Annotated in this window: 12 protein-coding genes; 6 read left to right on the top strand and 6 right to left on the bottom strand. The window is 62.0% G+C overall.

Annotated elements, in window-relative coordinates; all coding sequences use genetic code 11:
* Positions 1–508 precede the first annotated feature (508 nt).
* Positions 509–2596, top strand: a complete 2088-nt coding sequence (locus BHC62_RS12695; protein ID WP_029298760.1) for an LTA synthase family protein — start codon at positions 509–511, stop codon at positions 2594–2596.
* 174 nt (positions 2597–2770) lie between these two features.
* On the opposite strand, the gene BHC62_RS12690 is transcribed toward BHC62_RS12695, so the two are convergent.
* Positions 2771–2923 carry a DUF3309 family protein gene (locus BHC62_RS12690; protein ID WP_032863216.1) on the bottom strand — a complete coding sequence of 51 codons (153 nt, stop codon included), beginning with the start codon at positions 2921–2923 and terminating at the stop codon, positions 2771–2773.
* Positions 2924–3253: 330 nt separating this feature from the next.
* Here BHC62_RS12690 and BHC62_RS12685 point away from each other — a divergent pair, with 330 nt between their 5' ends.
* Together BHC62_RS12685 and csrA are read left to right on the top strand one after the other, a co-directional pair.
* The gene (locus BHC62_RS12685; protein WP_029298758.1) at positions 3254–4069 is read left to right on the top strand and encodes an SDR family oxidoreductase; all 816 of its coding nucleotides are present in this window, start codon (positions 3254–3256) and stop codon (positions 4067–4069) included.
* A gap of 232 nt (positions 4070–4301) precedes the next feature.
* Positions 4302–4511 carry a carbon storage regulator CsrA gene (gene csrA, locus BHC62_RS12680; RefSeq protein ID WP_029298756.1) on the top strand — a complete coding sequence of 70 codons (210 nt, stop codon included), beginning with the start codon at positions 4302–4304 and terminating at the stop codon, positions 4509–4511.
* Here the strand turns inward: csrA and BHC62_RS12675 are convergent.
* The 4 genes from BHC62_RS12675 to BHC62_RS12660 form a co-directional block, all read right to left on the bottom strand.
* Positions 4508–4735 carry a YheU family protein gene (locus BHC62_RS12675; protein ID WP_003172962.1) on the bottom strand — a complete coding sequence of 76 codons (228 nt, stop codon included), beginning with the start codon at positions 4733–4735 and terminating at the stop codon, positions 4508–4510. The genes csrA and BHC62_RS12675 overlap by 4 nt on opposite strands.
* A gap of 59 nt (positions 4736–4794) precedes the next feature.
* Complete coding sequence (locus tag BHC62_RS12670; RefSeq protein WP_029298753.1) at positions 4795–5979, bottom strand: osmoprotectant NAGGN system M42 family peptidase; 1185 nt, start codon at positions 5977–5979, stop codon at positions 4795–4797.
* A 164-nt stretch (positions 5980–6143) separates the two neighbouring features.
* Positions 6144–7889 (bottom strand): N-acetylglutaminylglutamine synthetase, encoded by a 1746-nt coding sequence (gene ngg / locus BHC62_RS12665; protein ID WP_070995214.1) that lies wholly within the window; start codon positions 7887–7889, stop codon positions 6144–6146.
* Positions 7890–7892: 3 nt separating this feature from the next.
* Entirely contained in the window at positions 7893–9665 is a 1773-nt protein-coding gene (locus tag BHC62_RS12660; protein WP_029298748.1) for an N-acetylglutaminylglutamine amidotransferase, read from the bottom strand.
* A 310-nt stretch (positions 9666–9975) separates the two neighbouring features.
* Here BHC62_RS12660 and BHC62_RS12655 point away from each other — a divergent pair, with 310 nt between their 5' ends.
* Positions 9976–14814 carry an NEL-type E3 ubiquitin ligase domain-containing protein gene (locus BHC62_RS12655; RefSeq protein WP_070995213.1) on the top strand — a complete coding sequence of 1613 codons (4839 nt, stop codon included), beginning with the start codon at positions 9976–9978 and terminating at the stop codon, positions 14812–14814.
* Here BHC62_RS12655 and mnmC read toward each other — a convergent pair.
* Entirely contained in the window at positions 14806–16803 is a 1998-nt protein-coding gene (gene mnmC, locus BHC62_RS12650; protein WP_070995212.1) for a bifunctional tRNA (5-methylaminomethyl-2-thiouridine)(34)-methyltransferase MnmD/FAD-dependent 5-carboxymethylaminomethyl-2-thiouridine(34) oxidoreductase MnmC, read from the bottom strand. The two genes, BHC62_RS12655 and mnmC, sit on opposite strands and share 9 nt — an antisense overlap.
* 208 nt (positions 16804–17011) lie before the next feature.
* On the opposite strand from mnmC, the gene BHC62_RS12645 reads away from it, so the two are divergent.
* Positions 17012–21838: an NEL-type E3 ubiquitin ligase domain-containing protein gene (locus BHC62_RS12645; RefSeq protein ID WP_070995211.1), complete on the top strand. Its 4827-nt coding sequence runs from the start codon at positions 17012–17014 to the stop codon at positions 21836–21838.
* A gap of 102 nt (positions 21839–21940) precedes the next feature.
* Positions 21941–23458, top strand: a complete 1518-nt coding sequence (gene pap, locus BHC62_RS12640; protein ID WP_029298740.1) for a polyphosphate:AMP phosphotransferase — start codon at positions 21941–21943, stop codon at positions 23456–23458.
* Positions 23459–23528: the final 70 nt, after the last annotated feature.

The raw sequence follows: 23528 nt of genomic DNA, 5'->3' as shown, positions 1-23528 counted from the left end.
CGCGACACGGCCATGGATGGCCGATCGCGGCGGGCCCACGGAGCAATGCCTGACTGCGGGCATGCCGAGCCTAGGCGAGGCACCGAGTGGTGGGGCATGAGCGCTTTGGTTACTTTCGCGCTCTTCGAAAGTGACCCGCTGTAAGAGCGGAACCAATAGCCGCCGTGACCGCAGCAACGGATATGTACACACCCCCAAAGAGCAACTTGTGTAGATCCTAATGCCCCCCTCATTTTTGTACCCCACATCCATTAGATTTGTGTGTCTGGATATTCGCTGCACAAAATTTTCACACTTCATCCAAGACAATTCCCCCGCTTTATTTTCCTGCCACGGTCCCTCTGTGCCGCCAGGAGCCCTGCGCGATGAGTAATCAATAGCGTTGCCGACGTTGATCGGGCACCATCTGCCCACCGCGTAATACCCTGGACCCTGTGCCTTTACTGGCCTGGGCAGGACGCCGCTGCATTATTTCGCCACTTAAACTTCCAATGGGTCCTCAAACAACATGGCAAACCCGGACGCCCTGAATCAGCAGCGAGCTTCTAATCGCCTGCTGCAACCCACCGTCAAATCCCACCTGGCCTACACGCTGCTTTGCGCGCTGGTCATGATGGTGATGCTCTCCCTGCTGCGACTCGGGCTGTTGGTCTACAACAGCGACATGATGCTCGACACCCCGGCCTCGACCTTCCTTGAAGCGTTCGTCAACGGCCTGCGCCTGGACTTGCGCCTGGTGGTGTACCTGAGCATCCCGCTGATCCTGGCGCTGTTCAGCGTGCGCGCCATGGCCGCCCGCGGGTTCTTCCGGTTGTGGCTGACCGTGGTTTCCAGCATCGCGCTGTTCCTTGGCCTGATGGAGATGGACTTCTACCGCGAGTTCCACCAGCGCCTCAACGGCCTGGTCTTCCAGTACGTCAAGGAAGATCCGAAAACCGTGATGAGCATGCTCTGGTACGGCTTCCCGGTGGTGCGCTACCTGCTGGGCTGGGCCGTGGGTACGTTTATCCTGAGCATCGCCTTCAAAGGCGCTGATCGTGCAACGCGGCCCCGTGGCCCGTTCAGCGGTGGCACCGTCGGCACCCGCCAGGTTGCCCCGTGGTACAGCCGCATCGCCGTGTTCGTGGTGTGCTTGCTGATTGCCGTGGTCGCCGCGCGTGGCACCCTGCGCCAGGGCCCGCCGCTGCGTTGGGGTGACGTTTACACCACCGACTCCAACTTCGCCAACCACCTGGGCCTCAACGGTACGCTGTCACTGATCGGTGCGGCCAAGGCGCGTTTCTCCGAGCATCGCGAGAACGTCTGGAAAGCCACCCTGGAGCAACCGCTGGCCACCCAGACCGTGCGTGACATGCTGGTGTTGCCTGACGAAAAACTGGTGGATACCGACACCGCCGCCGTGCGCCGTGACTTCACGCCACCGGCCGAGAAGACCCTGCCGATCAAGAACGTCGTGGTGATCCTGATGGAAAGCTTCGCCGGTCACTCGGTGGGCGCGTTGGGCAGCAACGGCAAGATCACGCCGTACTTCGATGAGTTGACCAAGGAAGGCCTGCTGTTCGACCGTTTCTTCTCCAACGGCACCCACACCCACCAGGGCATGTTCGCCACCATGGCGTGCTTCCCGAACCTGCCAGGCTTCGAATACCTGATGCAGACCCCGGAAGGTAGCCACAAGTTGTCGGGCTTGCCGCAATTGCTCAGTGCCCGTGATTTCGACGATGTGTATGTCTACAACGGCGACTTCGCCTGGGATAACCAGTCGGGCTTCTTCAGCAACCAGGGCATGACCAACTTCATCGGCCGCAATGACTTCGTCGACCCGGTGTTCTCCGATCCGACCTGGGGCGTGTCCGACCAGGACATGTTCGACCGTGGCCTGCAAGAGTTGAAGGCGCGCGAGGGCGGCAAGCCGTTCTACGCACTGCTGCAGACCCTGTCCAACCATACGCCGTACGCCTTGCCGACGCCGTTGCCGGTCGAGCCGGTGACTGATCGTGGCCGCCTCAACGAACATTTGACGGCCATGCGCTACTCCGACTGGGCCCTGGGCCAGTTCTTCGAGAAGGCCCGCAAAGAGCCGTACTTCAAGGACACCCTGTTTGTGATCGTCGGCGACCATGGTTTTGGTAACGAGCAACAGATCACCGAAATGGACCTGGGCCGCTTCAACGTGCCACTGCTGCTGATTGCCCCGGGCATGCAGGACAAGTTCGGCGTGCGCGACCACACCGTGGGTACGCAGATCGACATCGTGCCGACCATCATGGGCCGCCTGGGCGGCGAAACCCGTCACCAGTGCTGGGGCCGTGACCTGCTCAACCTGCCGGAAGGCGACAAGGGCTTTGGCGTGATCAAGCCATCGGGCAGCGACCAGACCGTGGCCTTGCTCACGGCTGACCGTGTGTTGGTATTGCCCAAGGAGATGCCACCGAAACTGTGGCAATACGAACTGGGCGCCAACCCTACCGGCAAGGTAATCCCTGAGTCGGCGGATGAGGCACAACTCAAGCAGAAACTTGAGTCGTTCCTGCAGACCGCTACCAAGAGCCTGCTGGATAACACCGCAGGCGTGGTAGACGGTAAGCCGGACTAATCGCCAGGCAATAAAAAAGAGGCCTTCTTCAAGGCCTCTTTTTTTGCATCTTTTTTTTGTAGGAGCGAGCTTGCTCGCGAAAAATGCCCAGGCAACACGTTTGTTCTGGATAACCGCAGTGCGGCTGAGTTCTTCGCGAGCAAGCTCGCTCCTACAGTTATGCAATCAACGCCGTTATATCTTGCCCAGCAACAACAGAATCAACAGCACCACCAGCACCGTACCGAGAATACCCGATGGCCCATAACCCCAGTTGCGCGAGTGCGGGAACACCGGCAGGCCGCCGACCAGCAGGAGGATCAGAACAATGATAAGAATGAGGCTCATAGGTTGTTTTCCTTATTCGTCTTCTGAAAAGACCTGATTGTTAATTGTCAGAGCCGCACATCTAAAACGGCTGCCTTAACCAATCCGACTCCTGCACTTTGCAGAAAATTCCCTGTTTTTTTAAAGCGATTTGGCCACCGGCTTATTTCCTTTTTAATTGCAGTGCGGCTTCGCACTTAGTTTAAAAAGATTGAACTAACCTCAGGCCCTGGCATCCGACCGGGCCCTTGGTTTGCCCGCGGCATTCAGCAACTTGATGGTGCATGGGGCGGTGAATAACCTTCGCTACACTGGCGCGTACTTCTTCCCTGAACCACAAGGCTACTTCCTATGCAAAATCGCATGATGATCACTGGCGCCGGATCCGGCCTGGGTCGCGAAATCGCTCTGCGCTGGGCCCGCGAAGGTTGGCAACTGGCCTTGTCGGATGTCAGTGAGCCGGGTTTGCAGGAAACCCTCGCGCTGGTGCGCCAGGCCGGTGGCGATGGCTTTATCCAGCGCTGCGACGTGCGTGACTACAGCCAGCTCACTGCCTTTGCCCAGGCCTGCGAAGTCAAGCTGGGCGGTATCGATGTGATCGTCAACAACGCCGGGGTCGCCTCCGGTGGGTTCTTCAGTGAATTGTCCCTGGAGGATTGGGACTGGCAGATCGCAATCAACCTGATGGGCGTGGTCAAGGGCTGCAAGGCCTTCCTGCCGCTGCTGGAAAAAAGCAAGGGCCGGATCATCAACATCGCCTCGATGGCGGCGCTGATGCAAGGCCCGGCCATGAGCAACTACAACGTGGCCAAGGCTGGTGTGGTGGCGCTTTCGGAAAGCTTGTTGGTGGAACTCAAGCAGCAGGAAGTCGGGGTACATGTGGTTTGCCCGTCGTTCTTCCAGACTAACCTACTCGACTCGTTCCGCGGCCCCACCCCGGCGATGAAGGCCCAGGTCGGGAAGCTGCTGGAAAGCTCACCGATCACGGCGGCGGACATCGCCGATTACATCTACCAGCGCGTGGCGGCCGGTGAGTTCATGATCCTGCCCCATGAACAAGGGCGGATGGCCTGGGCCTTGAAGCAGAAAAACCCGCAGTTGCTGTATGACGAAATGACCAGCATGTCGGAAAAAATGCGCGCCAAGGCCCAGTCGGTCAAAAGTTAACGGGCGCAGGGGCAAGTGTGGTTCAGGCGCTTGTTGTGGCTAGGGACAAGCCCCCTCGCCACAGAGTAAACGGTGCGTTTGGTTTTTTGCTCTTTTGCGGCGTTTTTTATATTTGTCTGTCAGTAACGTTAACCAGGGCTTGTAGGGGAGGTCTGTTTAGCTGGCAAGGCATTGATGGGGCATGGGGGAGGGCGCATGGTCGATGTCCGGTAACTTTCAAAGGACAAACGCCATGCTGGTACTTAGCCGCACCGTAGGCGAAATCATTTCCATCGGCGATCACATCACCCTGCGGATCCTGGAGGTCAACAACTTCCAGGTGAAACTCGGCGTGGAAGCGCCGGCAGGGGTCAATGTGCATCGGGCGGAGGTCTACGAAAAAATCCGCAACCAGCAGGGGCCGCCGCGGGCGACCCATCCGGTGCCCGTGCCCAACCCTTAGTCGAACAGATGCTTGGGCACGTCGTGCTTGAGCATCAGTTGGCACTGTTCACTTTCCGGATCGAAAACGATCAGCGCCTGGCCCTTGGTCAACGCCTGGCGTACACGCAGTACGCGGGTTTCCAGGGGCGTGTCGTCGCCGTTATCGGTGCCGTCGCGGGTGACGAAGTCTTCAATGAGGCGGGTCAGGGTGTCGACTTCAAGTGCATCGTGGGGAATCAGCATACAAGCCTCAAATGGTTGATCCCGGCGATCCTACTGTGCCGGGATCATTGTTGCCAGCTTCAGGATTTCTGCCCGACCAGGCTATCCACTGACGGCACGCGGGTGTCGCTCTCCATTTGCGTCTCGTGCTCCAGTTGATGGCTGAAGCGGTCCAGGGAACCCTGGGCGGGCTGGGCATCGCTGGCAAATACCGGCGGGCTGAGGATGTAGGCGCCAAGCAGGCGACTCAATGCCGCCAGGCTGTCGATATGGGTCCGCTCGTAACCGTGGGTCGCATCGCAGCCAAAGGCCAGCAGCGCCGTGCGGATATCGTGCCCGGCCGTCACGGCCGAGTGGGCATCGCTGAAGTAATAGCGAAACAGATCGCGGCGTACCGGCAATTCATGGTCGGCGGCCAGGCGCAGCAGGTGACGGGACAAATGATAGTCGTAGGGCCCGCCGGAATCCTGCATCGCGACGCTCACGGCATGCTCGCTGGAGTGCTGGCCGGGGGCGACCGGTGCAATGTCGATGCCGACGAATTCGCTGACATCCCAGGGTAATGCCGCCGCCGCGCCACTGCCGGTTTCTTCGGTGATGGTGAACAGCGGGTGGCAGTCGATCAGTAACGGTTCACCGCTGTCGACGATCGCCTTGAGCGCCGCCAGCAAGGCGGCGACCCCGGCTTTGTCATCCAGGTGGCGGGCGCTGATATGGCCGCTTTCGGTGAACTCCGGCAGCGGGTCGAAGGCCACGAAGTCGCCGACACTGATCCCTAGGGAGTCGCAATCGGCACGGGTGGTGCAGTAGGCGTCCAGGCGCAGCTCGATATGGTCCCAACTGATCGGCATTTCATCCACGGCGGTATTGAACGCGTGCCCGGAAGCCATCAGCGGCAGGACGCTGCCACGGATCACGCCATTGTCGGTGAACAGGCTCACGCGGCTGCCTTCGGCAAAGCGGCTGGACCAGCAGCCCACGGGGGCCAGGGTCAGGCGGCCATTGTCTTTGATCGCCCGCACGGCAGCGCCGATGGTGTCCAGGTGCGCGGAAACCGCGCGGTCCGGGCTGTTTTGCTGGCCCTTGAGGGTGGCGCGGATGGTTCCGCGACGGGTCATTTCAAAGGGGATGCCCAGTTCTTCGAGACGCTCGGCGACGTAACGCACGATGGTGTCGGTAAAGCCGGTGGGGCTGGGGATGGCGAGCATTTCCAGCAGCACTTTCTGCAGGTAGTTGAGATCCGGTTCGGGGATGGTTCGGGTCATGGAAACTCCTGATGAGTTGAGGGCATCGATGGTTTCGATGAGGGGGCTGAGGGTATTGGTGCCTGGGCTGGTCTCATCGCGGGCAAGCCCGCTCCTACAGTTGATCGCGTACCACTGTGGGAGCGGGCTTGCCCGCGATGAGGGCCGACCAGTCAACGCCTATCTCAAGCCGTGGACTGACTATGGGGAAACAACAGATCCACGAATTTCTCCGCAGTCGGTTGCGGTTCATGATTGGCCAAGCCGGCGCGTTCATTGGCTTCGATAAATACATATTCCGGCTGGTCGGCGGCCGGCACCATCAGGTCCAGGCCCACCATGGGAATGTCGAGGGCGCGCGCGGCACGCACGGCAGCGTCCGCCAGGGTCGGGTGCAGGATCGCCGTGACATCTTCCAGGCAACCGCCGGTGTGCAGGTTGGCGGTGCGCCGCACGGCCAGCACTTCGCCGGAAGGCAAAATGCTGTCGTAGCCGTAACCCGCCGCTTTCAAGGTGCGCAGGGTTTCGTCGTCCATGGGGATGCGGCTTTCGCCATCGGTGGCCGCCTGGCGTCGGCGGCTTTGCACTTCGATCAACGCACCGACGCTGTGCTTGCCGTCACCGATCACCTGGGCCGGGCGGCGGATGGCGGCGGCCACCACTTCAAAACCAATGACCAGGATGCGCAGGTCCAGGCCTTCGTGGAAGCTCTCCAGCAATACCCGCGAGTCAAACGGGCGCGCCGCCTCGATAGCGCTTTGCACTTCTTCGATGGTCTGCAAGTCCACGGCCACGCCCTGGCCCTGTTCCCCGTCCAGCGGCTTGACCACGATGCGCTGGTGTTCGTCGAGGAACTCCAGGTTATCGTCGGCGCTGGCGGCCAGTTGCTGAGACGGCAATTTCAAACCGGCGGCGCTCAGGGTCTTGTGGGTCAGGCTTTTGTCCTGGCACAGGGTCATGCTGATGGCGCTGGTCAGGTCGCTCAACGACTCGCGGCAGCGCACCCGCCGCCCGCCATGGCTGAGGGTAAACAGCCCGGCATCGGCGTCATCTACCTGCACGTCGATCCCGCGTCGGTGGGCTTCTTCGACAATGATCCGCGCATAGGGATTGAACCCCGCCTGAGGCCCCGGGCCGAGGAACAGCGGTTGGTTGATGCCATTCTTGCGCTTGATCGCGAAGGTGGTGAGGGCACGAAAGCCGAGCTTGGCGTAGAGGCTTTTCGCCTGGCGATTGTCATGCAATACCGACAGGTCCAGGTAACTCAGGCCACGGCTCATAAAGTGCTCGATCAGATGGCGCACCAGCACTTCACCGACCCCCGGCCGCGAGCATTGCGGGTCTACGGCCAGGCACCAGAGGCTGCTGCCGCTTTCCGGATCGTGGAAGGCCTTTTGATGATTGAGGCCCATGACGCTGCCGATCACCGCGCCGCTGTCTTCGTCCTCGGCCAGCCAGTACACCGGGCCACCTTGATGGCGCGGGGTCAACAGGTTGGCATCCACCGGCAACATGCCGCGGCCCTGGTACAGGCGATTGACGGCCTGCCAGTCGGCTTCGCTCTGTACCCGACGAATGCGGAAGCCACGAAACACCCGGGTCGCCGGGCGGTAGTCGGTGAACCACAGGCGCAGGGTGTCGGACGGATCAAGGAACAACTGTTGCGGATCGATCCCGAGGATCTGCTGGGGAGCGGCCACATACAGGGCGATATCCCGTTCCCCCGGCTGCTCATTGAGCAACTCCAGGGCCAGGCTCGCCGGGTCAGGGAAGGTATGGCCAATCAACAACCGGCCCCAGCCGCAATGCACGGCGATGGGTTGCGCGCTGGGTTCGCTGCCGTCTTCGGCCAGGCGCGCTTGCAAGCGCTCGTAGGAAGGCGCCTGGCCGCGCAGCAGGCGTTGGCTGTAGGCCGTGGCGTGAGGTTTCATCAATCAGAGTCCTTGTTCGCTGAGCCACAGGTTCAGCGCTGCCAATTGCCATAGCTTGGAGCCGCGCAGCGGGGTCAGTTGGCCTTGTGGATCGGTGAGCAGGCGGTCGAGCATCGCCGGGTTGAACAGGCCGCGATCCTGGCTTGGGTCCAGCAGCAGGTCACGCACCCAGTTCAAGGTGTCACCCTGCAAGTGCTTGAGGCCGGGCACCGGGAAGTAGCCTTTCTTGCGGTCGATGACCTCACTGGGGATGACCCGGCGCGCCGCTTCCTTGAGCACTTGCTTGCCGCCGTCCGGCAGCTTGAATTTACCCGGCACCCGGGCCGACAACTCCACCAGGCGGTAGTCGAGGAACGGCGTACGGGCTTCCAGGCCCCAGGCCATGGTCATGTTGTCCACGCGCTTGACCGGGTCGTCCACCAGCATCACCGTGCTGTCCAGGCGCAGGGCCTTATCCACCGCGGCATCGGCCCCCGGCTGTGCGAAATGTTCGCGCACGAAGTCGCCGGCGGCGTCATTGGCGGTCAGCCATTGCGGCGCGACAGTGGCGGCGTAATCGTCGTAGCTGCGATCAAAAAACGCATCGCGGTAAGCGGCGTAAGGGTCGCTGGCCCCGTCCACCTGCGGGTACCAGTGATAGCCGGCAAACAACTCATCGGCTCCCTGGCCGCTTTGCACTACCTTGCAATGCTTGGCCACTTCCCGGGACAGCAGGTAGAAGGCGATGCAGTCATGGCTGACCATCGGTTCGCTCATGGCGCGGAACGCAGCCGGCAGTTGCTCGATGATCTCGCTTTCGGCGATGCGCAATTGGTGATGCTGGGTGCCGTAGTGTTTGGCGATCAGGTCCGAATATTGGAATTCGTCGCCACGTTCGCCGCCGGCATCTTCAAAACCAATGGAGAAGGTCGACAAGTCCTGCACGCCCACTTCCCGCAACAGGCCCACGAGCATGCTCGAATCCACCCCGCCCGAGAGCAGCACGCCCACATCCACTGCGGCGCGTTGACGGATCGCCACGGCTTCGCGGGTGCTGTCGAGCACGCGGTCGGTCCAGTCTTCCAGGGTCAGGTTTTTTTCATCCTCATGGGGGCCGTAGGGCAGGGTCCACCAGGTTTTCTGCTCGGTGGTGCCGTTGGCATCGATACGCATCCAGCTGGCAGGCGGCAGTTTTTCGATACCCGCGAGCAACGTGCGCGGCGCGGGCACCACGGCATGGAAATTCAGGTAGTGGTTGAGCGCCACCGGGTCGAGGATCGGGTTGATATCGCCGCCCTTGAGCAGCGCTGGCAACGCCGAGGCAAAACGCAGGCGCTGGCCGGTGCGCGACAGGTACAAGGGCTTCACGCCCAGGCGGTCACGGGCGATGAACAGGCGCTGGCTGTCGCGCTCCCAGATCGCGAAGGCGAACATGCCGTTGAGCTTGGGCAGCAGTGCTTCGCCCCAGGCGTGGTAGCCCTTGAGCAGCACTTCGGTATCGCCACCGGAATAAAACGCGTAACCCAGGGCTTCGAGTTCACTGCGCAATTCGGGGAAGTTATAGATCGCGCCGTTGAAGGCCAGGGACAGGCCCAACTGGGCATCGACCATCGGTTGGGCGGAGCCATCCGACAGGTCCATGATTTTCAGGCGCCGATGGCCCAGGGCAATCGGCCCTTGGGCATGGAAACCCCACGCGTCGGGGCCGCGAGGGGCCAAGTGATGGGTGATGCGCTCAATGGCTGCCAGGTCGGCAGGTTGGGCATCGAAACGTAACTCGCCAGCTAATCCGCACATAAATTCCTTACCGGTTTTTCCGTTGGGGAGGGATAAAAACGCACCCGTCAATACGGCGGGTACCCAGAGACTGACCCCATCCGTGTTGCGGGAGTTTTAGAACAATGCGTTATAAGGCAAATGGCCTGCGCTGTTTTTGCAGCGGGTATCGCACGCCGTGGCCTGGCGTTGAAGGGCGGTATATAGATAGGCAATGACATACAAATAGTGGGCGGTTCAGCGGGCTGAACGCCCCGCTATTCGAATCGGTTTTCAGGCGCGATGGGCTTAGGGTGTGGAGCCATGTTCAACGTCATAAGGGACGTGGTAGATGACACAAACACCCGAGCAAAAACAGGCCCCCCGCGTTGTGGCGCCAGAGGAGCGGTTGCGGGCCCTGCTGGATATCACCGGCCACCTGGACAAGGCGCAGACCCTGATCGAGACGTTGCCGACGTGGTTGGAGGCGGCCACGCCCGGCGCTCTTGAAGCCCTGGAAAAGGCCCACGCGGAAAGTGAGGCACCCCGCCAGCGAGCGCGCCGGTTACTCAACCGCGTCAAGCCCCTGGATACGTTTTGCGCCGAGCAACTCACAGCCTTTTTGGCCACCAAGGCGCTGAACACCCTGGATATCCACCACGACACACTGGAGGTACCCACACGCAACCTCAATGGAGTCGGCCCGGATCTGGGCGGCCTGCTGATAGAAACCGTGAACCTGCAAAAGCACAGCCTGTTGCAGGCCGCCATGCAGAACTTTGCGGCGGCCAGTGCCGCACCCGGTGGCCTGCCGCAGGCCGCCGTGGTACGTGTCGGCGCGAAACGGCTGGCATCGCCGACGTTGACCGCTGCGCAGTTTGTGCAGTATTGCCGTGAGCTGGACCTGGGGGCCGCCTACCAGGCGCATATTCGCGAGATCTTCAATCTGCCCGCGCCCGAAGAAGGGCCGGTCGACCCCACTCGCGGTTACAACCCGGCACTCGCCGCGATTGGTCAATCGCGGTGCATGGACATGCAGGTTGATCTGCACATTGCCTACGCCAGGCGCGATCTCGACGAGGCCACTTACCGGCTGTTGCAGCAACTGATCTGCGCGGATTTTCCCGCGAGCGAGGTCACATCAATGTTGCTCGATGGCAAACCATTGGCCTGGCATGGGGTGAGTATCAATGAGGTTTGCATCTGGAGCGTGTTGATATTTTCCCATCACACCTACGACGCTTTTGCCAGCGGGCCGTTTCTGGTGTACATGCCCAACGAGCCGGTCAGGCCGTGGTACCGGTATGCGTCGCTGGAGGATTTCAAGCTCTACCTGACCCTCAAGCTTCAGGTGAAAAGCTACCGCCTTTTTTTTAACGGCTACCTCGACGAGGCGCAGCGCTTCGATTTTTTCCAGCGGTTCGACCGCACCCGCACCCTTTACGCCGTAGAACCGTTGCCGGTCATCGGTAACTTGTCGGCGTTTTTTTTCAGTGCCTATGTGACTAAGTTGCAACTGGACGCGCAGGTCCTGGCGGTGCCCAAGGCGCAAGTCGACGAAGAGGCCCGCCAGCAGCGCTTGCAGGACTACATGGATGTCGGCCTGACCGTATTGAACGTGGCCGGCCTGGTGGTGCCGCTGTTGGGCCAGTTGATGATGGGCGTGGCGGTCGGCCAACTGCTGGGCGAGGTGTTCGAGGGGGTTGAGGACTGGCGCCACAATGACCGTCAGGAAGCGCTGAAGCATTTGGTCAATGTCGCAGAAAACCTCGCCACCATGGCGTTGTTCGCCGCCGGTGCCAGCGTAGTGGGGCGACTGCGACAGACGCAGGCCAATGCGCAGCGGTTCTTCGACGGGATGGAAGCCGTCAAGCTAGGGGACCGCAGTTCGCGCTTGTGGCGCGGTCGAACGATGCCTTATCGCCAGGCGCTGGACATTACAGGAACGGTGGCCAGCCCCAGGGGTATCTATCAGATCCTTGGGCAGTCCTATGTCAAGGTCGAGGGCTCGCTGTACGCCATTGCCTTTGATGAGCGCACCGGTTACTGGCGGGCCTTGCACCCGCTGCGCGAGTCGGCATATCGCCCGTTCCTGACCCACAATCGTCAGGGCGGCTGGCAGTTCACCTTTGAGCATTTGCACGAATGGCGTGACCCCGAGTACCTGCTCAAACGCCTGGACCCCAGCCTCGCAGACCTGCCCGACGGCCATCTGAAAGATATTGCCAGCATCACCGACATGACCACGCCCCGCCTGCAACAACTGGCCCTGGAAAGCCTACCGCTGCCGGAGCGCTTTCGTGAGTGTGCAATGCGGTTCAACCTCAATCAAAAGGTCCGGGATCTGCTCTGGCAACTGGAGCACCAGCCGTCCCCGGATCCGAGCACGGCGCATACCCAGTTGCTGGCGCTGCCCATGGTCGAAGGCTGGCCCCAGGGAAGGTTTTTCGAGGTGCTGGACCAAGAGGGTGTATTGCTTGAGCGCTACCCTGACACGGCACCGTTCGACTATGAAGACCTGAGTATTCACATTACCGAACAGCAGTTGCACGAAGGCAAGGTCATCTCCACGACGCTGGCGGCACTGGACGCCGATGAGAGCCAGCAATTGCTGGGCGGGGTGTATTCGGCGCAGGCGGCGCCCGCGGTATTGAGGCGGCGTTTGGCTGCCGCCCTCAGGCCCAATCATCGGCGGGTGTACGAAAAGCTGTACGAGGATTACGACAGGCTCGACCTGGGTGATCATGGCCTGCTCAAGCAGCACTACTCGCAGTTACCGACCCGCCTGGCGTGGGAGGTCATGACTGGCATCCCGACCGAACAACGCTGGGCATTGCGGCGCACCGGGCGGATCCCGCTGCTGGTGGCGCAGCGGGCGCGGGAAACCCTGGAAACGCTGTATGAAGATCAGGCCGTGCTCGGCTTGCATCTGCCGGAGTTGGCGGATGAGGCTACGTGGCGCCTGGCGCTGGGGTTGTTCGACGGGCTGCCGGGCTGGCCCGAAGATGTTTTTCTGCAATTGCGCCAAGCGTCAGCGACGGGGCGGGTGCTGGGGCAGGCGGGCAACCAGGCCGCTGTATTTAGACGGACGTTGATTCATTCGGCCAAGGGTTTTGAAACCCTCGACTCACAGGGCGTCGTGGCGGGCAAGGCATTCGGCGGCCCACAGGGTTTCTATCAGGCCGTTCTCGAGAGCCTGGCGCCCGCACAGCGCGCAAGGTTGCAACTGGAGGGGAGCAGCGCCGACGTTCAGTTGCGTAATAAAGTCATATTCAAGGCGCGGGATGAACGCGGCCAGCTTTCCCGTTACCTCTGGCCTGAACGGGCGGCGCTGCCCGAGCAACCGGTGGCCTGCGTGCAGGCGATGAGGAAGGAGCAGGTCAAGCATCCGCTGGAACTGGTGCGCAAGGTGCGCAAGCTCTACCCGTTGTTTGATGAGGCGCGCATCGCGACCTTCCTCCAGGGGCTGGGGCCGGATCACCTGGCCCGGGCCAAGGCGGTTCGCGCGCTTGAACAGCAGTACGAGGCCCTGCGCCGTGCGCTCAAGCTGTGGTGCAGCGAGACGGCTTCGCTGGAGAAACTACCCAACCCCGTGGCGGACTATCGCTGGAGCCGCCTGCAATCGGCGCAGACGATCAAGCGCTGCTGGCAATCGGCGATGCTGCTGGCCGATGCATACGGTGAAAAGGTTCCCAGCCTGAGCCTCGATGGTATGGCCGTTGGCCCCTTGCCGACATTGCCGGCGAGCATCCGATTTGACGCCATCGAGCAACTGTCGCTCAAGCGCATGGGACTCAACGATGACGTTGCCTACTTTCTCAAGCACTTCAAAGGTCTACGTTCGCTGGAGCTGACCGGTAACGAGCTGACGCTTTTGCCCGAAGCGCTGTCCCAGATGCCTGAACTGCAACGCTTGTACTTGAACGGCAACCGCTTGCAACTCACCGAATACACGCGGGCCAAGCTCGCGGATATGCGCGGGCTCAGGGTCTTGAACCTCAGCGACAACCCGTTGATCGATCCGCCGCTGGTCAGTCGGATGTTTGAGTTGCGCCATCTGGTCCTGAGCAATTGCCGACTCAAGGATTTGCCCAGTGGTCTGCTGCGCATTCCTAATCTGGAAAGTGTTGACCTGCGTGACAATGACATCGCCCAGTTGCCCGGCTGGCTCTTCACCCAGACGCGGCAAAGGGCCGAGATGATTAACTTGCGCCACAACCCGCTGGATTCGCGCAGTCAACTGTTGTTGAGCAACTTTCGCAACAGCGTGGGGGTGGGCATGGGGTTTATCGAGGACGATATCGCCCGGCTCAACGAGCAGCGCGCCCGGGAGCTATGGTTGACGCAGGATGGGGCCAGGGGGGTGGCCGAGAAGGAGCTGGCCTGGAAGGGACTCAATGATGAACCCGGTTCCGACGGCCTGTTCAAGCTGCTGGCCGAGCTGGGGGGTACGGCCGATTCGATGCAGGTGCGTGAAGATATGGCGCGTCGGGTATGGCGGGTACTGGATGCCGCTGCCGCCGATGTGAAAGTGCGCGAAGAGATTTTTGAGCGTGCCGGCACACCGTTGAATTGTGACGACGCCGCCGCAGTGAGTTTCAGCAATCTGGAAGTATTGGTTGAGGTCAACGAAGCAACCAGGCTGTTGGAAGGCGGGCAGATGAATGCCAAATCGTTGTTGCGCCTGGGCAAGGGCCTGTTCCGCCTTGAGCAACTGGAGGGCATGGCCCGCGCCCATAGCAACGAGTATCCGCTGTCGGACCCGCTGGAGGTCAGCCTTGCGTACCGTACCGGGCTGGTCGATCAGTTTTACTTGCCGGGCCAACCCCGGCACATGCGCTTTTCCCGATTGGGCGGGGTCACGCCGCAGGCGTTGCGCGCTGCCGAGTCTCGGTTGCGGGCAGCCGAGTTGTCGCCGGCGCTGCAGAAGTTTCTGGTGGAGCTGCCATTCTGGGTCGGCTATCTCAAGCGCACCTTCAGTCGCGGCTTCGAGCAGGTGAACGAGCCCTACGACCAGCGCCTGCAAGCGGTGTTCGATCAGGGCCTGACCCTGGATGACGCTTCCTATCGCGACCAGATGAATGAGGTGCTCAGGGAGCAGAGGCTGGCCGAACAAGCAGAGCTGGAACGCCTCACCGAGGAGGCGTTGAAATACCAAGAGTTGGTCGGCTGCGGTTTGCCGTTAGCTTGAATGCCCGGTCACATTGCTGCGCACCAACGTGCGCAGGGCAAAACGATTCGGGTGGCAGGCTTCGGCCACGCTTCGGGGCAAGGGCAGTGGCTCGTTGTCGAGCCAGGCGGCGAGTAGCTCGGCGCTCAACGGTGCGGTGATCAGCCCACGGGAGCCATGGCCGCTGTTGACGTACAGGCCGTCCAGCCAGGGGCAGGCTATGTCGGGCGTCTGGCGCGCATCCTTGCGCAGGGCCGCGTAGGCCTCGGCGAAGGCCGGGCTGTCGGCCAACGGCCCGACAATCGGCAGGTAGTCCGGGCTGGTACAGCGGAACGCGGCACGGCCTTGCAGGGTGTCCGGGGCGAGGCTGGAGGCTTGCAGGCGTGCGGCCAGGTCGGGCGAGATGGCCGCAAGCAGTGCCAGGTTGCCCGCGTGGTCGGCGGTGGTGGCAGTCAAGTCGTCGCTCTTGAAATCGAAGCTGGCCCCCAGCGTGTGTTCACCCAGGCGAGGCGGGGCCACGTAGCCTTCGGCGCAAACCACGGTGGCCAGGCTTTGACTGCTGCCGGTCTGTGGCACGCGGGTGATTTGCCCGCGGATCCGTTTGAGGGGCAATTGGGCACTCGCCGCAAAGCGCTTGACCTCGGCCGCCCCGGCCAGCACCACCACCGGTGCGCTGGCCAGCAACCGCTCGCCGTCAAAGGCTTGCCATTGGTCATCGACCTTGCGCAGGTCCAGGGCATCATGAAGGGTCAGGATCTCGATGCCCGGCTGACGCGCCTGCCATTCGCACAATGCGGGCGGGTGGACCCAGCCGCCCTCGGGGTAGAACAAACCGCCTGACTCAAGGCCGATACCGGCCTGCGCCTGCGCCTGCTGCTGATCCAGTTGATGGACCAACTGCGGATCGAAGGCTGCTGCCAATTGCGCCTGGCGTGCGGCTTCCTTGGAATTGAAGGCCAGTTGCAAGACCCCGCAATTGTCCCAGTCGAGCCCGCGCTGCAAATGCTGGAGCAGGCGGCGGGTATGACCAAAACCACTGACAATCATCTGCGACAGCGCGGTGCCATGGGCGGACAACTTGAGGTACAGCACACCCTGAGGATTGCCTGAGGCTTCTTGCGCCAGGCCGTCATGGCGCTCCAGCAGGCTGACCTGCCAACCCCGCGCCGCAAGGCTGGCCGCGGTGGTGCATCCGGCCATGCCGCCGCCGATGACCAAGGCCCGGCGTTCACCGCGGTGCGCCGGCGGGCGGGCGAACCAGGGCTTGATCGCTGGCGGCGCGGGTGTTTGCGACGGCCAGCCGAGGAATTCGCCACGCAGGATTTCCCACTTGTGACCGATGCCCGGCGTGCGCTTCATCTTGAACCCGGCGCCATTGAGCAGGCGCCGTACCCAGCCGGTGCTGGTGAAGGTACTGATCGTCGAGCCCGGTGCCGCGAGTCGGGCCAGTTCGGCAAACAGTTCGGCGGTCCACATGTCGGGGTTTTTCGCCGGGGCAAAGCCGTCGAGAAACCACGCATCGACCTGCGCGTCCAGTTGCGGCAGTTGTTCCAGGGCATCGCCAATCAACAGCGTCAGGGTCACGCGTCCTGCGTCCAGCACCAGGCGCTGGAAGCCCTGGTGAATGGCCACGTATTGCGCCAGCAGTTGGTCGGCCCACGGCTTGAGTTCCGGCCACAGGGCCAGGGCACGTTGCAGGTCGGCACGGCTCAGGGGGTACTTTTCGACACTGACAAAATGCAGGCGGGCGCCGGGCGCTGCGTGCTGGTCAAACAGCTGCCAGGCGCACAGCAAATTCAACCCGGTACCAAAGCCGGTCTCGCCGATCACCAGCCGCCCACCTTCGGGCAGCGCGGCAAAGCGCTGCTGCAGGTGGTTCTGTTCAAGGAACACATAACGGGTTTCGTCCAGGCCCGACTGGTCGGAGAAGTACACGTCGTCGAAGACCCGCGAGCGCGGGCGTCCCTGGTCGTCCCAGTCAAGCTGGGCATTTGGCGATACGGGGTTCATGGGCAACTCGGCAAAGACAAGGCGGCCATTCTAGCCGATCGCGGGAGCGCCGGCCGATCCGCGCCGGCCTGTGGTGGTAGCCCGCTGATGGTTGCACGCAAAAAATCTCTGTAAAGCACCCGCTAACGATCAACTATCTGCGTAAATTCAAAGGCTTGCGTCGGGTTATGGTGAATGGCTGATTAACGGGCAATAAAGGACATTGCGCATGCCGGACCAGGATGATTTGACCAAGACATGTACTCAATTGACGCAGCGCCAGCTACAAGCGGCGTTGCTGGAAATCACCCGCGACCTGTCCAAGGCCGAGGTCCTGCAAAAGCGCCTGCCGGGCTGGATGTTGAACGCCCCCAAAGGGGTACTGGAGGCGCTGGAACGGGAGGCCGCGCAGCTTGACGAGGCAAGGGCCGCCGTCGCAGGACGCTTGCGCCCATTGCGCTCACTGGATGAGTTTTGCAGTGCGCAGTTAAAGGCCTACTGCCAGAGGCAATGGCAGGTCACGGTCGAGCCGCACAAGGACCTGTTTGTGCGGGCTTTCTACGAATACCAGAAAGACGTGCTGCCGCTGGAATATGTCCGCAGTGTCAAGCTGGAGCAGCAGACCCTGTTGCACATGGCCCTGCAGAACTTTACCGAGGAGCAAGCGCAAGAGGCGCATTTTGCGCCGCCGTCGCGGCTGCAATCGGGTTCAGGTCTGGGTGGGGTGATCCCTGTCTCCGTGCAGGCATTTGCCAAGGGCTGCCGGGATCTTGATGTCGGCAGCCTGTATCAGCAGCACATCAGTGACGTGTTCAACCTCGACGTTGGCGAACCCGGCGATGACGCCTATTTCAATGGCGTGGCGCTCGATATCGGTTGGATGAAAACCCTGGATCTGAAAATCGACGCGCACATTGCCTGCATGCGCGGCGATATCACCGCCGCTACCTATGGCCTGTTATGCACCCTGCTGGATCGCAAGATGGACCCCGTGCAGGCCAGGGGCCTGATGTTTCAAGGGCGCCAGGTCATCTGGCAGGGCTTGAATGCGCTGGATTGCTGCCTGTGGAGTGTGCTGGTGTTTTCTGGCCGGCCGATTGCCGATTACCCGCAGGAGCCCTGTGTGGTGTACATGCCCAATGAGCCGGGGCGACCTTTTTTTGAGTACCCATCGCTCAACGACTTCAAGCTCTATCTGGATCTGAAGCTGGAAGTCAGCGCCTACCGCACCTTTTTCACGGGGTACCTGGGGGAAATAGACCGGGTCGATTTTTTCCGTCGCTTTGACCAGCACCGTACCCTGGGCGTGTTGGAGGCCAAGCCCATCACCACCAGCCTGGGGCAGCACTTTTTTGCCACCTACGCGGGCAAATTGCAGATCGACGCCCGGACCCTGGCGGTCCCGGTGGCGGATGTGGATGAGCAGGTGCGCAAACAGCGTCTGCTGGACTACCTGGACGCGGGGCTGACGCTGCTCAATCTCGCCGGCTTTGTGGTCCCGGCATTGGGCCTGTTGATGACGAGCGTGGCGGTGGGGCAGATGCTCGGCGAGGTGTATGAGGGCATTGAGGATTGGCGCCGTGGCGACAAGGAGGAGGCGCTCAAGCAGTTGGTAGCCGTGGCGCAGGACATTACCTCAATGGTGTTGTTCGCTGCGGGGACCAAGGTCGTGGGCAACGTACTCAAGCGCACCCGGCAAAGCTATGCCGGTTACTTCAAGTCGCTGGAAGCGGTGCGTTCGACGGATGGACAGCCACGGCTGTGGCACCCTGACATCGGGCAGTATTCCCACGATCAACACCTGAGCGACGATGTGCCTGCCGACGCCCAGGGCGTGTACAAGGTGGGCGCTGGCTCTTACGTCAAAGTCGGCGACAACCTGCATCAGGTGAGCTACGAGCCGCAGCAGGGTGTGTGGCGGGCCAGCCACCGTACGCGGCAGGCGGCCTATCGGCCGCCGATGGTGCACAACGGCGAGGGGGCCTGGCGGTTTTCGTTCGAGGATCCCGAGGAGTGGGAAGACCAGGACTATCTGTTTTCCCGCCTGGAGCCGAGCAGTCGCCACCCTGCGCTGGAATCGCGCAAGCTGCGGCTGGTCAAGGACATCATGGACAAGCCCCACCGCTGGGGGTATCACCTGGCGCAGGAGTGCTTGCCTTTTCCGGCGCGCTTTCGTGATCTGTACGAGCGCTTCAGGCTGGAGCAGTCGATTCGCGACCTGGTCTGGCTATTGGAGCGTGGCGCTTACCTCAATGGGCCAAGTGCGACCACCCAGATGCACGCGTTGCCGCTGCTGCCGGGCTGGCCCGAGGGCCATTATTTCGAGGTGCTGGATGCCCAGGGTAGCGTTACGGCGCGTTATCCCGCCGCTGGTCCGTTTGATGCCGCCGGGCGCTTGAGCCTCTGCGAGCAGGCCGTGGCGCAGGGGCAGGTGTTTGATGTGTTGCTGTCTGGCCTGGATGCGCCACGCAAGGCCGGTCTGTTGGGCGAAGGGGTGCCCGCCAATGACGAGCACGCGGCATTGGCGCGTCAATTGCTCGCGCACCTCAAGGCTGATCGCAAACCGTTGTTTGAGCAGCTGTACCAGGCCTACGACGGGCCGGTGCCCGAGGGCGGCGCGCCGTTGCGCGAGGCCTACCCGCCATTGCCCACCCGCGTGATGCGCGAGTTGATGGCTCAGGCGTCCTCCGTGGAGCTTCAAGCCCTGCGGGACAACCAGCGGGTGCCCATGGCCCTGGCAGAGTCGGTGCGCGTGAGCCTGGAGGCACAGCGCTTGGACCGTGCCCTGGCCGGTTTCGAGCAGCCGGAGTTGGCCGGTCTGGACACCCAGTGCGTGGCGGTACGCATGCTGCCGCACCTCGACGGCTGGGACAGCGCACTGCAAGTGGAGTTGCGCCAGGGTTCACCCGCCGGGCCGTTGTTGGCCCTGGGGGCGAAGGAGGGCGCGAGCGTGTGTCGGGTGGTGGTCAGCTCGGGCGCGGGATTCACGCCGTTCGATGCCCACGGGGTGAGCATGGGGGCGGCCCAGGCCGGTTCCGACGGGTTGTTCGAGGCGATCATGCAAACGCTCTCGGCTACCCAGCGCAGCGCTCTGGAGTTGCCGTTGCATCCTGGCGAAAACGCTTGGAGGCTGCGCCGCCGCCTGGCTGCCCGGGCGCAAAGCGAACGTGTGGTGGCGGGGGAAGCTTTCTCCGATCAGGCGAGCGAGCCCCTGGCCCTGGAGGTTCCCTGTCGCATGTCTGATTCACCGGCCAGCCCGCGGCCGCTGGTGGGCAAGGTACAGAAAATTTATCCCTTGTTCAGTGATGTCCAGGCAGCCGAGTTATTGCAAAGCCTGGGGACTGACGCCCTGGCCCAAGCCAAGGCCGTCGCGCGCCTGCAGGCTGACCTGACGCTTCTGCGCTCGATCCTCAAGCACTGGAAGAACAACCTCGGCGACCTGGCGGCGCAGCCGGGCATGGCTGATATTCGTCACAGCCGCCAGCAAGTGGCCGAGCGGATCGAAGCCTGTTGGCGCCGCCAGAGCTTTGTGCTCGATGATCACCAAGTGCCCGTGCCGGGGCTGACACTGGATGGCATGCGCGTGGGGGCATTGCCGAACCTGCCCCCCGAGATCCGCTTCGACCATGTGCGGCAACTGTCCCTGAAAAACATGCGCCTGGGCGATGACGTGGCTTATTTTCTGAAGTGCTTCAAGGGCGTGCGGCGCCTGAACCTGGACCGCAACCGGCTGACCCGCCTGCCCGAGTACCTGTCGCGCATGCCCGAACTCAACAGCCTGGCCTTGCCCCACAATCAGTTGGCGCTGACTGAGTACACCCGGCGCAAGCTGGCCGACATGAGCACGTTGTGTCTGTTGGACTTGAGCCACAACCCCATCGAGTCGCATCTGGACGTAAGCAACATGCGCGACTTGCAGACCCTGTTACTGGAGGATGCCAAGCTGGTGGACCTGCCCAGCGGGATCGCACGTCTGGCCCATCTGGAACAGGTCGACCTGCGCAGTAACTGGATCACGGTGCTGCCCGACTGGTTGTTCACCTCCACACGCAGGTTCAGCCAGGCGATCAATCTGGGGGGCAACCCCTTGTCCTCGACGACGATGAGCGCCCTGATCAGTTACCGCGATGCAGTGGGAATCGGTATGGGCTATGTGGAGGACGATTCGTCACGATTCACTGAGCTGAAGGCCAGGCGCACCTGGCTGCCAGACGAGGTGGCGGCGGCCGATGCCAGCAAGCGGGCGATTTGGGCCAACCTGCGCGATGACCCGGAATCGATGCCGCTGATGGCATTGTTGGCGCAGCTCTCTGGCGCCGCCGACAGCCGTTACGTGCGCGAGGACATGACCCGGCGAGTCTGGGAGGTCTTGCAGGCGACCCATGACAGCGTCGAGTTGCGCGAGCGGGTGTTCCAACTGGTGGCCCATCCGGCGAACTGTGTCGATGGCGCGACAGAGATTTTCAGCCAGGTCGAAGTGCTCAAGGCCGTGGCGAACGCCACGCGCCAGGCCAGTCGTGGGCAAGGCAACTCTGGGGTGCTGCTGAGCCTGGGGCGCGGCCTGTTTCGCCTCAGTGAACTGGAAAAGATTGCGGCGACTTACGCCACCGAACATGCCAGCGAAGACCCGCTGGAGGTGAGCCTGGCGTATCGGGTCGGCCTGGCGAAGATCCTGCAGTTGCCGGGGCAACCCAAGCACATGCGCTTCGGGTCATTGGCTGACTTGACCAGCGAGAACCTGGAGCGTGCGCATGAGCAAGTCCTGATCGCCGAACTGTCGCCGGTGTTTTTGCGGTTTATTGCCCAACTGTCGTTCTGGAAGGCCCATCTCAAGCAGCAGTTTCCCGAGACGTTCAGGCGTGCGACCGAGCCATTTGATGGGCAGCAGCAGGCGCTTTTCGAGAACAGTCAGAACCTCACCGATGGCGAATACCTGGCGCAAATGGAAGGCCTGCGCGCGCCGCGCAGGCAGGCGATCAACGAGGTGATGGAACGCCTGACCCAGCAGATGATGAAGTATCAGGACCTGAACATCTGCCATCTGCCGGAAGACTAGCCGCCAGGGTTGCGGATTGATCCACGGCAAGCCCTATGGAATTGCTTGCCCGCCTTGCAGCCCAATCCGCTAGTCTTGATCCATCTTGGAAGGGAGTCGCCCATGTTCGAATCCGCAGAAATTGGTCACGCCGTCGATAAAGACACTTACGACGCGCAAGTTCCGGCATTGCGTGAAGCCTTGCTGGAGGCGCAGTTCGAGTTGCACCAGCAGGGACGCTTCCCGGTAATCGTCCTGATCAATGGCGTCGAAGGCGCCGGCAAGGGCGAGACGGTCAAGCTGCTCAACGAATGGATGGACCCGCGCCTGATCGAAGTGCGCACCTTCGACCAGCAGACCGACGAAGAACTGGCGCGCCCGCCGGCCTGGCGCTATTGGCGGCAATTGCCGGGCAAGGGGCGCATGGGGGTGTTCTTCGGCAACTGGTACAGCCAGATGTTGCAGGCGCGGGTTCATGGGCAGATCAAGGATGCGCGGCTGGACCAGGCCATCGCTGGGGCCGAACGCCTGGAGCAGATGCTCTGCGATGAAGGGGCGCTGATCTTCAAGTTCTGGTTCCATCTGTCCAAGAAGCAAATGAAGGCACGGCTCAAGGCCTTGCAGGACGACCCGCTGCACAGCTGGCGCATCAGCCCGCTGGACTGGCAGCAGTCCGAGACCTACGACAAGTTTGTGCATTTTGGCGAGCGCGTGCTGCGCCGCACCAGCCGGGACTACGCGCCCTGGCATGTGATCGAAGGCGTCGACGCCAATTACCGTGGGCTGACAGTGGGCAAGATCCTGCTGGAAAGCCTGCAAAATGCCCTGAAGGTGCCCAAAACCAAGGCCAGCGGTATCCAGCCGGCGCCATTGCCATCATCCGTGGACCAGATGAACCTGCTCGATAGCCTGGACATGACCCAGCGCCTGGAGAAGGACGACTACGAGGAACAACTGATTACCGAACAGGCGCGGCTTTCGGGCCTGATGCGCGACAAACGCATGCGCAAGCACGCGCTGGTCACGGTTTTCGAAGGTAACGACGCGGCGGGCAAGGGCGGGGCGATCCGCCGGGTGGCGGCGGCGCTGGACCCGCGCCAATACCGCATCGTACCGATTGCTGCGCCCACCGAAGACGAACGGGCCCAGCCGTACCTGTGGCGTTTTTGGCGGCAGATCCCGGCGCGGGGCATGTTCACCGTGTTTGACCGCTCCTGGTATGGCCGCGTGCTGGTGGAGCGGATCGAAGGCTTTTGCAGCACTGCGGACTGGATGCGCGCCTACGCCGAGATCAACGATTTCGAGGAGCAACTGCGCGACGCCGGGGTGATCGTGGTCAAGTTCTGGCTGGCCATTGACAAGGACACCCAACTGGAGCGCTTCCAGGCGCGCGAAGAAATCCCCTTCAAACGCTTCAAAATCACCGAAGACGACTGGCGCAACCGCGACAAGTGGGATGCCTACCGGGCAGCGGTGGGCGACATGGTGGACCGCACCAGCACCGAGATCGCCCCCTGGACCCTGGTGGAGGCCAACGACAAGCGCTGGGCGCGGGTCAAGGTATTGCGCACCATCAACCTGGCGCTGGAAGAGGCGTTCGCCAAGTCCGATAAACACGACAAAAAGAAGAAGCATAAGTAGGCGCGAGCTTGGCTCCTACAGGGTTAGCGCCATGCTTTTGCATACGCCAGGTGAATGATCGTCGCGATCG

Source organism: Pseudomonas sp. 06C 126 (assembly GCF_001855215.1).
In the GTDB taxonomy this organism is placed as follows: Bacteria; Pseudomonadota; Gammaproteobacteria; order Pseudomonadales; family Pseudomonadaceae; genus Aquipseudomonas; species Aquipseudomonas proteolytica.
Note: the sequence above shows the minus strand (reverse complement) of the source record. Positions and strands in the feature narration are given on the sequence as shown.